Annotated in this window: 15 protein-coding genes; 9 read left to right on the forward strand and 6 right to left on the reverse strand. The window is 73.3% G+C overall.

Features of this window, described 5'->3' with window-relative positions; translation table 11 throughout:
* Positions 1 to 9 precede the first annotated feature (9 nt).
* Entirely contained in the window at positions 10 to 1125 is a 1116-nt protein-coding gene (locus OG599_RS29320) for an Ldh family oxidoreductase (protein WP_327178974.1), read from the forward strand.
* 231 nt (positions 1126 to 1356) lie between these two features.
* Here the strand turns inward: OG599_RS29320 and OG599_RS29325 are convergent, their stop codons facing one another.
* On the reverse strand, positions 1357 to 1656 hold the full coding sequence (locus OG599_RS29325) for a hypothetical protein (protein WP_327178975.1): 300 nt from the start codon (positions 1654 to 1656) through the stop codon (positions 1357 to 1359).
* On the opposite strand from OG599_RS29325, the gene OG599_RS29330 reads away from it, so the two are divergent.
* Entirely contained in the window at positions 1642 to 2130 is a 489-nt protein-coding gene (locus tag OG599_RS29330) for an NAD-dependent epimerase/dehydratase family protein (protein WP_327178976.1), read from the forward strand. The two genes, OG599_RS29325 and OG599_RS29330, sit on opposite strands and share 15 nt — an antisense overlap.
* Positions 2131 to 2278: 148 nt before the next feature.
* Here OG599_RS29330 and OG599_RS29335 read toward each other — a convergent pair whose 3' ends face one another.
* Positions 2279 to 3241: an electron transfer flavoprotein subunit alpha/FixB family protein gene (locus OG599_RS29335; protein ID WP_327178977.1), complete on the reverse strand. Its 963-nt coding sequence runs from the start codon at positions 3239 to 3241 to the stop codon at positions 2279 to 2281.
* A 100-nt stretch (positions 3242 to 3341) separates the two neighbouring features.
* The gene (locus tag OG599_RS29340; RefSeq protein ID WP_327178978.1) at positions 3342 to 4127 is read right to left on the reverse strand and encodes an electron transfer flavoprotein subunit beta/FixA family protein; all 786 of its coding nucleotides are present in this window, start codon (positions 4125 to 4127) and stop codon (positions 3342 to 3344) included.
* Between the two features lie 109 nt (positions 4128 to 4236).
* On the opposite strand from OG599_RS29340, the gene OG599_RS29345 reads away from it, so the two are divergent.
* On the forward strand, positions 4237 to 5022 hold the full coding sequence (locus OG599_RS29345) for a TetR family transcriptional regulator (RefSeq protein ID WP_327178979.1): 786 nt from the start codon (positions 4237 to 4239) through the stop codon (positions 5020 to 5022).
* Between the two features lie 156 nt (positions 5023 to 5178).
* Positions 5179 to 5562, forward strand: a complete 384-nt coding sequence (locus OG599_RS29350) for a Zn-ribbon domain-containing OB-fold protein (protein WP_327178980.1) — start codon at positions 5179 to 5181, stop codon at positions 5560 to 5562.
* A 67-nt stretch (positions 5563 to 5629) separates the two neighbouring features.
* Here OG599_RS29350 and OG599_RS29355 read toward each other — a convergent pair whose 3' ends face one another.
* Positions 5630 to 6325 (reverse strand): type 1 glutamine amidotransferase domain-containing protein, encoded by a 696-nt coding sequence (locus tag OG599_RS29355; protein ID WP_327178981.1) that lies wholly within the window; start codon positions 6323 to 6325, stop codon positions 5630 to 5632.
* Positions 6326 to 6819: 494 nt separating this feature from the next.
* Between OG599_RS29355 and OG599_RS29360 the strand changes: the two genes are divergently transcribed.
* A complete protein-coding gene (locus OG599_RS29360) occupies positions 6820 to 7602 on the forward strand; it encodes a GNAT family N-acetyltransferase (RefSeq protein ID WP_327178982.1) in 783 nt (260 codons plus the stop codon).
* A 121-nt stretch (positions 7603 to 7723) separates the two neighbouring features.
* Entirely contained in the window at positions 7724 to 8614 is an 891-nt protein-coding gene (locus OG599_RS29365; RefSeq protein ID WP_327178983.1) for an inositol monophosphatase family protein, read from the forward strand.
* 76 nt (positions 8615 to 8690) lie between these two features.
* Here OG599_RS29365 and OG599_RS29370 read toward each other — a convergent pair whose 3' ends face one another.
* Positions 8691 to 9518: a nucleotidyltransferase domain-containing protein gene (locus OG599_RS29370; protein ID WP_327178984.1), complete on the reverse strand. Its 828-nt coding sequence runs from the start codon at positions 9516 to 9518 to the stop codon at positions 8691 to 8693.
* 86 nt (positions 9519 to 9604) lie between these two features.
* On the opposite strand from OG599_RS29370, the gene OG599_RS29375 reads away from it, so the two are divergent.
* The 3 genes from OG599_RS29375 (at position 9605) to OG599_RS29385 (ending at position 13178) form a co-directional block, all read left to right on the forward strand.
* The gene (locus tag OG599_RS29375; RefSeq protein WP_327178985.1) at positions 9605 to 11023 is read left to right on the forward strand and encodes a phytoene desaturase family protein; all 1419 of its coding nucleotides are present in this window, start codon (positions 9605 to 9607) and stop codon (positions 11021 to 11023) included.
* An 80-nt stretch (positions 11024 to 11103) separates the two neighbouring features.
* Positions 11104 to 12579 carry an AlkA N-terminal domain-containing protein gene (locus OG599_RS29380; RefSeq protein ID WP_327178986.1) on the forward strand — a complete coding sequence of 492 codons (1476 nt, stop codon included), beginning with the start codon at positions 11104 to 11106 and terminating at the stop codon, positions 12577 to 12579.
* 74 nt (positions 12580 to 12653) lie between these two features.
* The gene (locus OG599_RS29385) at positions 12654 to 13178 is read left to right on the forward strand and encodes a methylated-DNA--[protein]-cysteine S-methyltransferase (RefSeq protein ID WP_327178987.1); all 525 of its coding nucleotides are present in this window, start codon (positions 12654 to 12656) and stop codon (positions 13176 to 13178) included.
* Positions 13179 to 13305: 127 nt separating this feature from the next.
* Here OG599_RS29385 and OG599_RS29390 read toward each other — a convergent pair whose 3' ends face one another.
* Positions 13306 to 13890, reverse strand: coding sequence for a TMEM165/GDT1 family protein (locus OG599_RS29390; RefSeq protein WP_327178988.1), 585 nt, complete (start codon positions 13888 to 13890; stop codon positions 13306 to 13308).
* Positions 13891 to 13894: the final 4 nt, after the last annotated feature.

A 13894-nucleotide genomic window follows, 5' to 3' on the forward strand; every position in this document is an offset into this window, starting at 1 on the left:
ACCGCCACCATGACCGACCACCCCACCATGACCGACCACCCCACCACGACCGGCCGGCCCACCCCCGAGCCGGGCAAGGTCCTCGTTCCGGCCGAGGACCTGCGCACCTTCTCCGCCGCCCTCCTGGAGAAGGGCGGCCTCGACGCCGAAGCCGCCCGCACCACCGCCGACGTCTTCGTCTGGGCCGCGCTGCGCGGCGTCGACTCGCACGGCGTCGCCCGCGTCCCCGCCTACCTCGACCTGCTCGCCAAGGGCGTGGCCAACGCCAAGGCCGAGCTCACCGTCGAGTCGTCGACCCCGGCCGCCACGGTCATCGACGCCGACCACGCGCCCGGCCCGGTGGCCCTCACCGCCGCCGCCCACGAGGCGGCGGGCCGGGCCCGTACCAGCGGCATCGCCGCCGTCGCCGTCCGCCGCACCGTCCACACCGGCGCCATCGGCTACTACGTGTCGAAGATCGCCGAACAGGGCCTCATCGGCATCGGGTTCGTCTCCGGCATGCCCAACATGGGCTACACCGGCGTCAAGGGCGCCGCCGTCGCCACCAGCCCGCTCGCCATCGCCGTACCGGCCGACGCCCACGCGCCGCTCGTCCTCGACATGGCCACCGCCACCATCGCCCTCGGCAAGATCCGCCAGGCCAAGGCGAGCGGCACCCCGCTCCCCGAAGGCGCGGCGGCCACCGCCGACGGAACCCCCACCACCGACCCCGAACAGGCTGTCATGCCGCTCCCGTTGGGCGGCGCCAAGGGCTCCGGCATGTCGATCGCCTTCGAACTGCTCACCAGCGTGCTCGTCGGCGCACCGATCTTCGCCGCCTTCCACTCGGACGACCCGAAGGGCCGCAAGCACCGCCAGAACGCGCTGCTCATCGCCCTCGACCCGGCGGCGTTCGGCGACCCGGCGGCCTTCACCGCCGCCGTGGACTCCACACTGACCACCCTCAAGGGCCTGCCGCAGGCGGACGACGCCTCCGGCGTCTTCTACCCCGGCGAGCGGAGCGCGGCCCTGGCCGTCGAGCGCGGCGAGAAGGGCCTGCCGGTGGCCCCGAAGGTCTGGCGCGAACTCCGCGAGCGCGCCGCCGCGTTCGGCATCACCCCGCCGGAGCCGGTGGCGGCGGGCTGAGGAGCGGCGGCGGGGCGGGCGACACGGTACGGGCAGGATCCAGCACCGGCCCCGTGCCGATCGCCCACGAGGAGGCCGGGGAGGAACCCACTGTGCGGGGGCTCCTCCCCGGCCTCCCCTCGTCTCGGGCGATGCGCGGGTCCGGCCCGATCGCCTCGGGCGATGCGCGGGTCCGGCCCGATGGTCCGGCCCGTCAGCGTTCAGGCCTTGTGCCACGCGCCAAGGCGGCGGTCATCCGTCGAGAGCAGCCAGGAAACTCTCGGCCGCGTCCTCGACCCGGTCCCGGTCGCCCGTGGCGAGCAGGTCGAGCAGCAGGCCGCGGACCGTGGCGATCACGAGGGTGGCGGTGCGTGTCGCCACCGCCGGGTCGGTGTCCGGTCCCTGCGCGTCGCGGAGGGCGTTCATCCAGTCGGCCACGACGTGCTCGGGCTCCCGCCGGGGGCCGTCGCCACCGAACGCGACGGACTGGCGGAGGAAGGGGACGGCGAGAGCCCGATCAGCGGGGGAGAGGGGCGGTTGGGCAACGCCCACCGCACGCTCGCCTTCGCCGGCTCCGGAGTCCGCTCCTCCGTCGTACGCCTCCCTCCGGCCACGCACGGCAACGGCGACAACGGCTTCATCCCGGCCGCGATCGCTTTCGCCCGCGAGAAGGGCGCCGCCGCCTACGTCGGGGACGGTGCCAACCGCTGGCCGTCCGTCCACCGTGACGACGCCGCACGACTGTTCCGCCTGGCGCTGGAGTCCGCACCGGCCGGGTCGGTGCTGCACGCGGTCGGCGACGAGGGCGTGCCGATCCGGGAGGTCGCCGAGGTCTTCGCCGCACACCTCGACGTGCCCGCCGTCTCCGTCACTCCGGAACAGGCCGGAGAGTACGTCGGGATGCTCGGCGGCTTCTGGGGAATCGACGGCCCCGCCTCGGCCGGGATCACCCGCGACCTCCTCGGATGGCAGCCGACCCGCCCCGGGCTGATCGCCGACCTGAAGGACGGTCACTACTTCGCCTGAGCCCGGCCCGCCTGAAGCGGTGCCCAGTGCCGTGGACGGCGACGGGCCGGGTCCGTGCGGGGGTGTCCGCGTGGTCCCGGCCCGTGGCCGTCCGTCCGCTTCCCGCTCATGTCGTGACGGGGAGGGGGGTGTCCGGTTCTTGCGTCGTTCAGTTCTTGCGGGTGTTGATCTCTTCGGTGAGCTGGGGCACGACGTCGAAGAGGTCGCCGACGACACCGAAGTCGACGAGTTCGAAGATCGGGGCCTCGGCGTCCTTGTTGACCGCGACGATCGTCTTCGAGGTCTGCATACCCGCCCGGTGCTGGATCGCACCCGAGATCCCCGACGCGATGTACAGCTGCGGGGAGACCGACTTACCGGTCTGGCCGACCTGGTTGGTGTGCGGGTACCAGCCCGCGTCGACCGCCGCCCGCGACGCGCCGACCGCCGCACCCAGCGAGTCCGCGAGCGCCTCGATCACCGCGAAGTTCTCCGCACCGTTGACACCCCGCCCACCCGAGACCACGATCGCGGCCTCCGTCAGCTCCGGACGCCCCGTCGACGCACGCGGCGTCCGCGACAGCACCTTCGTCCCCGTCGCCGCGGCCGAGAACTCCACCGCCAGCTCCTCCACCGCACCCGCCGCGGCAACCGGCTCCACCGGCGCCGAGTTCGGCTTCACCGTGATCACCGGCACCCCCCGCGACACCCGCGACTTCACCGAGAACGACGCCGCGAACGCCGACTGCGTCGCCACCGGACCCGACTCACCCGCCTCCACGTCCACCGCGTCCGTGATGATCCCCGAACCGATCCGCACCGCCAGACGCGCCGCGACCTCCTTGCCCTCCGCCGACGACGGCACCAAAACCGCCACCGGCGACACCACCGCGACCGCCGCCGCCAACGCGTCGACCTTCGGCACCACCAGGTACTCCCCGAACTCCGACGCCTCCGACGCCAAAACCCGCACCGCACCGTGCTCACCGAGCACACCCGCCGTGCCCGCCGCACCCGCACCCAACGCCACCGCGACCGGCTCACCCAGACGCCGCGCCAACGTCAGCAGTTCCAGCGTGGGCTTACGGACCGCACCGTCCACGTGATCGACAAAAACCAGAACCTCAGCCATGGAACATCCACTTCCCGCGAAACCAGAGATCAAAGAGAAGGGCAGAGGACCTGTCCGGCCCACGCCCGGGACAACGCCGCCACGCGACGCCGCAAGGGGGTCAGATGAACTTCTGGCCCACGAGGAACTCGGCCAGCTTCCGCCCGCCCTCACCCTCGTCCTTCACGATCGTGCCCGCCGTGCGCGCCGGACGCTCCACCGCCGCGTCGACGACCGTCCACGCACCCGCCAGACCGACCTCGTCCGCACCGATCTCCAGATCGTCCAGATCCAGCGCCTCGACCGGCTTCTTCTTCGCCGCCATGATCCCCTTGAACGACGGGTAACGCGCCTCACCCGACTGGTCGGTCACCGACACCACCGCCGGCAACGACGCCTCCAGCTGCTCCGACGCCGTGTCACCGTCACGCCGCCCCGTCACCGTGCCCTCCGACACCGACACCTCCGACAGCAACGTCACCTGCGGCACACCCAGACGCTCCGCCAGCACCGCCGGCAGCACCCCCATCGTGCCGTCCGTCGACGCCATCCCGCAGACCACCAGGTCGTAACCCGACTTCTCGATCGCCTTCGCCAGCACCAACGACGTCCCCATCACGTCACTGCCGTGCAACGCGTCGTCCTCGACGTGCACCGCCTTGTCCGCACCCATCGACAACGCCTTGCGCAACGCGTCCTTCGCGTCCTCCGGACCCACCGTCACCACGGTGACCTCCGCGTCGTCCGCCGCGTCCGCGATCTGCAACGCCTGCTCGACCGCGTACTCGTCCAGCTCCGACAGCAGACCGTCCACGTCCTCACGGTCCACCGTCAGATCATCGGCGAACCCCCGGTCACCGGTCGCGTCGGGCACGTACTTCACAGGGACAACGATCCTCAAGGTCACGACGGCTCTCCTGCCTGGTGGTGTTCGTAGTGCCGAGATTATGGCACTCAGTACCCTCTGTAAAGGTACGCAGTGCCAGATCGGGGCGTCCGGTGCTACGTTGCGCGGCATGACCGATGCGCGCAGACCAGCGAAGAAGGCCCCCATGCGGGAGGCGCTCGCCGAGGCGGCGTTCGAGCTCTTCATGGAGAAGGGCTTCGAACGGACCACGGTGGACGACATCGTGGCGCGCGCCGGGGTCGGACGCCGCTCGTTCTTCCGCTACTTCCCGTCGAAGGACGACGTGGTCTTCCCGGACCACGAGAGCTGCCTCGCCGAGACGACGGCCTTCCTCGCCGCCGCGGAAGCCGCGGAGATCGAGGACGGCAGGGACGCCGCCGACCCGATCGGCACGGTCTGCGGCGCGGCGCGGATCGTGCTCAACATGTATGCGGCGAAGCCTGAATTCTCGGTCCGGCGCTACCGGTTGACCCGTGAGGTGCCGGGGCTGCGCGCCTACGAACTCTCCGTCGTGCGGCGGTACGAACAGATCTTCGCGGGCTATCTCCGGCACGCCTACCGCAGTCTGCCCGACGGGGTGCTGCGGGCCGAGGTGGCCGCCGCCTCGGTGGCGGCGGCGCACAACAACGGCCTCCGCCTCTGGCTGCGTTCGGGCGGCGAGGGAGACGCCTGGGCGGCCGTCGACAACGCCCTCGACATGGTGCGCGAGCTTTGGTCCACCCCGGCCGGACCGCCGGCGCGCGCCGTGCCGCCGGGTGTGTTCGAGGTGGGCGGCGCGGAGGGCGCGGAGGGCGCGGAGGGTTCCGAACGGGACGTGATCGTCATGGTCGCGCAGCGCGGGACCTCGATGTGGCGGGTCGTCCAGCAGATCGAGGCAGCCGTGGGGGAGAGCTGAACGCGACGGCTGCGGCAGGTGGAAGAGAGGCGGCGGCAGGCGAAATGCAACAATGGGCACTCAGTGTCTTTACCTCTAGGCACTGAGTGCCATATGGTGCGGACGCGCCCGCTGACGAGGTGCGGCGCGTTCGAGCCGAGCGCAGGGGGTCCCGACATGTTCCAGTCAGCAAGTGGCACCGCGCACAAGGTGGTCGAGGAGACGGGGCTGCCCTATCAGCGTTGTCGCTGGTGCGGGACGGCCTCCTTCCGCCGACTGCTCTGCCCGGTCTGCGCGTCGAGCGACTTCACCCCGGAGCGCAGCTCCGGTGACGGTGTCGTCGTACGGACCGCAGTCGTCCACCGTTACACCGAAGACGCCCGCAACGAGTCCCTGGTCCGCTTCCCGGAAGGGTTCGTCTTCCGCTGCCAAGTCGTCGGGGCCGCTCCGCACTTGGTGGAGGTCGGCGCCCGGGTGCGCCCGCTTCCCGCCGAGGGGCCGGCGGCGGGCGACGTGATCCTGGAGCTCTGCCAGCCACCCGCCCACCGCGACTGGTACTGACACCCCTGATGGCGGGCGTCCGGGCCGGTCCGGGCGGAACGGGACGGAACGAGGCGGAACGAGGCGGTCAGCCGAGCCTCTTGACCATCTCGGCGGCCAACGGTGCCGAGGAGGCCGGGTTCTGACCCGTGATCAGGTTCCGGTCGGTGATCACGTACGGCGCCCACGGGTCGCTCTCCCGGAAGTCCGCGCCCAGTTCCACCAGCCGGTCCTGGAGCAGCCAGCGCGCCTTCTCCGCGAAGCCCGCCTGGGTCTCCTCCGCGTTGGTGAACCCGGTCAGCCGGTACCCGGCGAACGTGGGGGAGCCGTCCGGGCGCTTCGCGGCGAGCAGAGCGGCCGGGGCGTGGCACACCACGCCGAGCGGCTTGCCCGAGTCCAGCGCGCGGTTCAGGAGGTCGCCGGACACGGGGTCGACGGCGAGGTCCTCCATGGGCCCGTGGCCGCCGGGGTAGAACACCGCGTCGTACTCGTCCAGCCGGACGTCGTCCAGGGCCACCGGCGTACGCAACTCGTCCATGCCGGCCAGCGTCGCGGCGATCCGGTCCGCGTTCTCCTGCCCGCCGTTGACCTCCGGGGCGAGGCTCGCCCGGTCCACGGTCGGTTCGACGCCGCCCGGGGTGGCGACCACGACCTCGTGACCCGCGGCCTTGAACGCCTCGTACGGGGCTGCGGCCTCCTCGGCCCAGAAGCCGGTGGGGTGCTTGCTGCCGTCCGCCAGGGTCCAGTGGTCCGCGCCCGTCACCACAAACAGGATCTTCGCCATGTCACACATCTCCGGGGTCGTGGGGGTTGCGTCGTGGGTTGCCGACCCCTCGACCGTAGGACGGACCCCGCCGATGACGCCAACCGGCGGACTCGGGAGGGCCCGGGTCGGCGGTTCGTAGGCGGGAAGCGCGGGGCCGTGGGAGCCGGCGGCCCGCCCGCTCCGGAAAAGTTCTTGCGTGCCGCGCGGGAGCCGTGCCACGCTGGCCGCGCCCTCTGCGGTGTACGGGTCCCTCCGGGCCCGCACGGACGGATCACGAAGGATTGAGCCAATTGTCCACGACGTCCCTCAGCGGCCGTCGTCGGTACTGAAGGTCTGCTCGGACCGGTACCACGCCACGCAGCACGGCGGCCCCACGAGGCGGTGCCCGGCGCACCGCCGCCTCTCCCTGCCCGGAGCAGGCACGACACACCAGCACGCGCGATTCCGTGCGCCCGTCACGGGCTGTGCGGGACGCGTTCCCTCCCTGTCACCTTCGTGAGGTCACCACCATCATGGACACCGACGTCCAGAGTTTCGCCGTCGTCAATCTCCAGCGCCGTCCCGTCGTCGTGGAGACCGGCGGATTCGTCGCGGGATTCGACCCCGCCACGTCCAGCCCGTACATCAACTACGCCACCCCGCTGCCCGGCGCCCGGCCGACCCCGGACGACGTGCGGGCCCTCGTCGGCGCCTTCCGCGGGCGCGGTCTGCTGCCCCGCCTGGAGTTCGCACCGGACGCCGCCCCCGCCGTCGAGCCGGCGCTGCGGGCCGCCGGGTTCACCGTCGAGGAGGTGCACCCGTACCTGGTCTGCACCCCCGCCACGCTGATCCCGCGCTCCAGCACGGTCCACACGAGAGGCCCCAACGGCGGCCCGGCCCTCCGCGTGGAGACGCCCGTCTCCGAGGAGGAGTTCGCGGCGGTCGACGCCGCGCTCTCGGAGTCCTTCGACGGGGCCTTCGCTCCCACCGCGCACGGCACCGCCCGGCTCCGGCGCACGCAGGAGAGCGGCGGAGGCGTCCGTTTCGTCCGGGCACCGGACGGCAGCTGCGCGGGCGGCGCCTCCTGCTCCGCCCCGGCGGTGGGGACCGCCGAGCTCGCCGGAGTCGGCACCCGCCCCGCCTTCCGGGGCCGGGGCATCGCCGGCGCGGTCACGGCCGCGCTGACCGGGGCGATGTTCGACCGGGGCGCCGAGTCGGTCTGGCTGGAGTTCTCCGGTGAGGGCTCACGCCGCGTGTACGAGCGCCTCGGCTACCGGTCGCAGGGCACCCGCCTGTACATGAGGCTCGAAGCCTGATGCGGGCCCCGGGGCAGGGCGCGCCGGCCTCCGCGGGCGGCCCCGCCCCGGACAGCGGGTTTCACGGGCCGGAAACCTCTCCGCTTTCGGGGGTACGGCCGGACCGTGCTTAGCTGGAGACATGATCGATGACTTTCTCGCCGAGAACGCACGGAACGCGCGGAACACCGGAGGCGCCGGGAACACCGGGCGCGCCGGGACCGTCGGGCAGGTGGCGCTGGTCGAGGAGGCGGTACGCGAGGCGGTGGCCGCGGAGATCATGCCCCGCCACCGCAAGCTCGCCGCCGACGACATCATCGAGAAGAGCGGGCCGCACGACCTCGTCACCAGCGCCGACCGGGAGGCGGAGAAGCACCTCACCGCCGCGCTGACCCGCATCCTGCCGGGTTCGGTGGTGGTCGGCGAGGAGGCGGTGCACGCCGATCCGGCCGTGTACGGCGCGCTGTCCGGGGACGCACCGGTGTGGATCGTGGACCCCGTGGACGGCACCCGCCAGTTCGTCCGCGGCGAGTCCGGATTCTGCACCCTCGTCGCCCTCGCCCACCGCGGTGAGCTCATCGCCTCGTGGACGTACGCCCCCGTGCTCCGGCAAATGGCCGTCGCGGTACGCGGCCGGGGCGCCACGCTCAACGGCGAGCCGCTGCGGTGCGGCTCGCCCGAACCCGGCGCCGTACTGAGGGTCGCGATGTCCCACCCCGACTTCACCACCGACGAACAGAAGCGTGCCCTGCTCGGTCTGCGGACCGAGGGCATCGAGGCCCGCGCCTGCGGATCGGCCGGGCTGGAGTACCTGGCCGTCGCCCGGGGCGCTCTCGACGCGCTCGCCTTCAACTGGGAGTTCGCCTGGGACCACGCGGCGGGGCTGCTGCTGGTCGGCGAGGCCGGCGGAACCCACGCCACGCTGTCCGGCGCCCGGTTCAGGCTGGCAGGCGACAACGACCTGCCGTTCGCGGTCGGCCGGGACGAGGCCACCGTCGCCCGCATCCGCGAGGCCCTGCTCAGCAACGTCTGACGCCACGGGGCGCCACGGCGCCACGGCGCCCGGCAGCGCGTCCTCGCGGCACCGCCCGCCCGCCGCACGTCCCCGCTCAGGCCCGCCCGCGCGCCAGTACCGCCCGCACGTCCCGCACCAGGTCCAGGGCCGTCTCCACCGCCCCCGGGCCGAGGTCGCGCAGCGCGGAGGCCACGCGGTCCGCGAAGCCGGGCGGAGTCTCCGGCAGCGCCGCCGCCGCGGCCAGCGCGCCCTTCTCGTTCAGGCACCAGGTGCGATGGTGCCCGTGCAGTGCCTGGGCGAGGATCCCGAACGCCCGCGACAGGCAGAGGGACACGTGGAGGGTGTCGCCCGCCGGGGCGGACTTCGCGGCCGAGCCCACCAGGAACTCCGCCTCCCACGCCCCGTCCGCCAGGGCTCGCCGCAACGGCTCCGGATAGTCCCGCAGTTGATGCTGAAGGGCCGTCAGGTCACCTGTGGGGTCCGCGAGTACGCGTCCGAGCGCGACCTCGCCCGGATAGCACGGCGACCAGAAGCCCAGCGGATGCCCCGGCTGTACCCCGACTTCGTACCGCCCCTCCCGGCAGTCGGACCAGACCGCCTCCACCCGGTCCAGGTCCCGCAGGATCCAGTCCACCGCGACGCCGCCGACCCGCAGCCAGCCGCCCCCGTTCACCCAGGGGCCCCAACTGCCCGGCCCCTCCACCGTCGCGGGCTCACCCTGGGCCTCGGAGGCGAGGGCGGTCAGCGCGTCGAGATCGGGCGAACCCCGGTAGTAGAGGCCCAGATCCCAGTCGGAGTCGGGGCGATGGGTGCCACGGGCCCGGCTGCCGCCGAGGGCGACGGCACGGACACCGTCCACGGCGACCAGACGGGCGGCCATGGCGGCGACGGCGGACACGGTCTTTTCCACGGAGTCGGTCATCGGATCGGAGGGTACCCACGCGTACGCCGCCCGCGCGCGGGAATATCCTGGTTCTCCTGCCCGCCGCCCCGCGAAGGAGTCCCAAGGTGTCGCCGATGCTTGACGCAGTCGTCGTGGGGGCCGGGCCCAACGGACTGACCGCCGCAGCCGAACTCGCGCGCCGGGGCTACGCGGTGGAGGTCTTCGAGGCGGCCGACACGGTCGGCGGCGGTGCCCGCACCCGTGAGCTGACCCTCCCCGGCTACCGCCACGACCCCTGCTCCGCCGTCCATCCGCTCGGCATCGGCTCCCCGGCGTTCGCCGGGATGCCGCTCGCCGACCACGGGCTGGAGTGGATCCAGCCGGAACTCGCCCTCGCCCACCCCTTCCCGGACGGCACGGCCGCCGTGCTCAACCGGTCGGTGGGGGAGACCGCCGCCTCGCTCGGCCCCCGGGACGCGGGCGCCTACCGCCGGCTCGTCGCCCCCTACCTCGGCCACTGGGAGACCCTCGCCCAGGACTTCCTGCGCACCCCCTGGCTCGGCCTGCCCCGCGACCCGTACCGCTGGGTGCGCTTCGGCCTCGACGCCCTCCAGCCCGCCACGCTGCTCTCCCGGCGCTTCCGCGACGACAAGGCCCGCGCACTCCTCGCCGGCCTCGCCGCGCACGCCATCGCCCCCACCTCCGGGGTGGCCACCGGCGGGATCGCCCTGCTCTTCGCGCTCGCCGCGCACGCCAACGGCTGGCCGGTGCCCCGGGGCGGCTCCCAGTCGATCTCCGACGCCCTCGCCTCGTACCTGCGCAGCCAGGGCGGCACCATCCGCACCGGCACCGAGGTCAAGCGCCTCGACGAGCTGCCGCCCGCCCGCGCGTACGTCTTCGATACCTCGCCGACCGCGCTCGCCCGGATCGCCGGACTCGGCAACGCCTACCGCCACTACCGCTACGGCGCCGCCACCTTCAAGATCGACTACGCGCTCTCCGGCCCGGTCCCCTGGACGGCCGAGGAGGCCCGGCGCGCCGGGACGGTACACGTCGGACCGACCGCCCCCGAGATCGACGCCGCGCTCCGCGCCGCCGTCGACGGCCGCGACCCCGGCGTCCCATTCCTGATCACCGCCCAGCCGAGCCTGGCCGACCCCACCCGAGCCCCCGAGGGACGCCACGTCTTCTGGGCGTACGGACACGTCCCGGCGCGCTGGGAGGGCGACGCCACCGAGGCCGTCGAACGCCAGCTGGAGCGCTTCGCACCCGGTTTCCGCGACCTGGTGCTGGCCCGGGCCGTCGCCGGACCGCGGGAGCTCGCCGCGCACAACGCCAACTACGTCGGGGGCGACATCGCCTGCGGCGCCTTCGCCGGCCTCCAGACCGTCATCCGCCCCAAGCTCGCCCGTGTCCCGTACGCCACCGCCCACCCGGCGGTCTTCCTCTGCTCCTCGGCGACCCCGCCCGGCCCGGGCGTCCACGGCATGTCCGGCCACCACGCCGCCCGAGCCGTCTGGCGCAGCCTGCGCGCCGCACGCTGATCCCGGGCGTCGGAATCCCGCGCGACCCCCATGTCGGATTTCCGCCAGCCGCGGGACCCCGCGTGACCGATGCTTGAAGCATGCACACCGACACCGAGCGCTGCGTGCGGGCCGTCCAGTCCAAGGACGCCCGCTTCGACGGATGGTTCTTCACGGCGGTCCTGACCACCCGGATCTACTGCCGTCCCAGCTGCCCCGTCGTGCCGCCCAAGGTCGAGAACATGACCTTCTACCCCAGCGCGGCCGCCTGCCAGCAGGCCGGGTTCCGGGCCTGCAAGCGCTGCCGGCCCGACACCAGCCCCGGCTCCCCGGAGTGGAACGCCCGCGCCGACTCCGTCGCCCGCGCCATGCGCCTCATCCAGGACGGGGTCGTCGACCGCGAGGGTGTCCCCGGACTCGCCGCCCGCCTCGGCTACTCCGCCCGCCAGATCGAACGCCAGCTCCTGGCCGAACTCGGAGCCGGCCCGCTCGCCCTGGCCCGGGCCCAGCGGGCCCAGACCGCACGGGTCCTCATCGAGACGACCGCGCTGCCGATGGCCGAGGTGGCGTTCGCCGCCGGGTTCTCCTCCATCCGCACCTTCAACGAGACGGTCCGCGAGGTCTTCGCCCTCGCCCCCGGCGAACTGCGCACCCGCGCCGAACGCGGCGGCAAGGCCGTCACCACACCCGGCGTGATAGCGCTGCGCCTGCCGTACCGCGCCCCGCTCAACCCCAGCAACCTCTTCGGCCACCTCGTCGCCACCGCAGTCCCCGGCGTGGAGGAGTGGCGCGACGGCGCCTACCGCCGCACCCTCGCCCTCCCGCACGGCCACGGCATCGTGGCGCTCTCCCCGCGCCCCGACCACATCGCCTGCCGCCTCCAGCTCACCGACCCCCGCGACCTCACCCTCGCCATCAGCCGCTGCCGCCGCCTGCTCGACCTGGACGCGGACCCGGTGGCCGTGGACGGCCAGCTGCGCACCGACCCGCTGCTCGCCCCCCTGGTGGACGCCGCTCCGGGGCGCCGGGTGCCGCGCACGGTGGACGGCGCGGAGTTCGCCGTACGCGCCGTACTGGGCCAGCAGGTCTCCACCGCCGCCGCCCGCACCCACGCGGCCCGCCTGGTCACGGCGTACGGGAAGCCCGTGGAGGACTCCGAGGGCGGGCTCACCCACCTCTTCCCGGCACCGGAGGCACTGGCCGGGCTGGACCCGGAGGCGCTCGCCCTGCCGCGCACCCGGCGCACCACGCTGACCACCCTCGTCGGCGCCCTGGCCGACGGCTCGCTCCGGCTGGACGCCGCCGACACCGACTGGGACGAGGCCCGCGCCGCGCTGACCGCGCTGCCCGGGTTCGGGCCGTGGACCGTGGAGGTGATCGCCATGCGGGCCCTCGGCGACCCGGACGCCTTCTGCCCGACCGACCTCGGCATCCGGCGCGCGGCCGAGCGGCTGGGGCTGCCGTCGACCCCGGCGGCGCTCACCGCACGGGCGGCCGGATGGCGGCCCTGGCGGGCGTACGCCGTGCAGTACCTGTGGACCGTCGACGGGCACCCCGTCAACCGGCTGCCCGAGTGACCCCGGCGCCCCCGACCCCGGCGCCCCCGGCCCCGACGGGCGCCCCGACCTCCGAACCCCGAAAGAAGCACCCCGTGAGCACCACCGTCCTCCCGCACACCAGGACCCACACCCTCCTCGACAGCCCCTACGGCCCGCTCACCCTCGTCGCCACCGACGGAGTCCTCAGTGCCCTGTACATGACCGATCACCGCCATCAGCCACCGCGCGAGACCTTCGGCGAGGAGGTGGACACCGGCTCCTTCGCCGAGGCGGTCCGCCAGCTGGGGGAGTACTTCGACGGGACCCGCACCTCGTTCGACCTGCCGCTGCACCTGGAGGGCACCCCGTTCCAGCGGACCGTCTGGGCGGAGCTCCAGCGCATCCCGTACGGCGAGACGCTCTCCTACGGCGAACTGGCCGGCCGGCTCGGCAAGCCCGGCGCCTCCCGCGCGGTGGGTCTGGCCAACGGCCGCAACCCGGTCTCGATCGTCGTCCCGTGCCACCGGGTCATCGGCGCCTCCGGAAGCCTCACCGGATACGGCGGCGGGCTCGACCGCAAGCAGCGCCTGCTGGCGTTCGAACGCGGCACGGAGAACGACACCCCGGCGCTGTTCTGAGGGCTGAGGACGCGGGGCTGACGGCTGACGGCTGAGGGCCGGGGGCAGAGGGCCCGGGGCACGAAGGAGCCCGGTGACCGTCTCGGCGGTCACCGGGCTCCTTCGCGTACACGCGCGTACGGGGACGTCAGCCGGTGAAGATCTCGGTCACCGTCCAGATCGCCAGCCCGAGCATGCAGATACCGCCGACCCGCTGGACGGTCTTGAGCGGCACCCGCTTGGCGATGAACCGGCCGGCCAGCAGCGCCAGCGCGGAGACGGACATCAGCGCGGCGGCGGAGCCGATCGCCACGGACCAGGCTCCGTTGCTCGCGGCGAGGTTGGCCGTGGTGATCTGGGTGAGGTCGCCCCACTCGCTGATGAAGACGGCCATGAACGCCGTGCCGTAGACCGGCCAGAAACCGGTGACGGTCTTGACCTCCTCGTCCTCGTCCTCGTCGTCGCCCCCGCCGCGCAGCAGCATGAAGGCGCCGAAGGCGAAGAGCAGTGCGGAGACCAGCTTGACGATCCAGTCGGGCAGCAGCCCGAGGAGACCACCCGCGCCGACCGCGATGGCCACGTGGACGATGAACGCGGACGACGTTCCGAACCAGACGTACAGGGGCTTCATGCGCGTGCCCATGGCGAGCGACGCGAACATCGTCTTGTCCGGCAGTTCGGCGAGGAAGATGAGCCCGAAGGCGGTGATGATCGCCAGGGGGTCGAGGTGCATCCGG

The sequence above is a fragment of the Streptomyces sp. NBC_01335 genome, assembly GCF_035953295.1.
Taxonomy (GTDB): Bacteria; Actinomycetota; Actinomycetes; order Streptomycetales; family Streptomycetaceae; genus Streptomyces.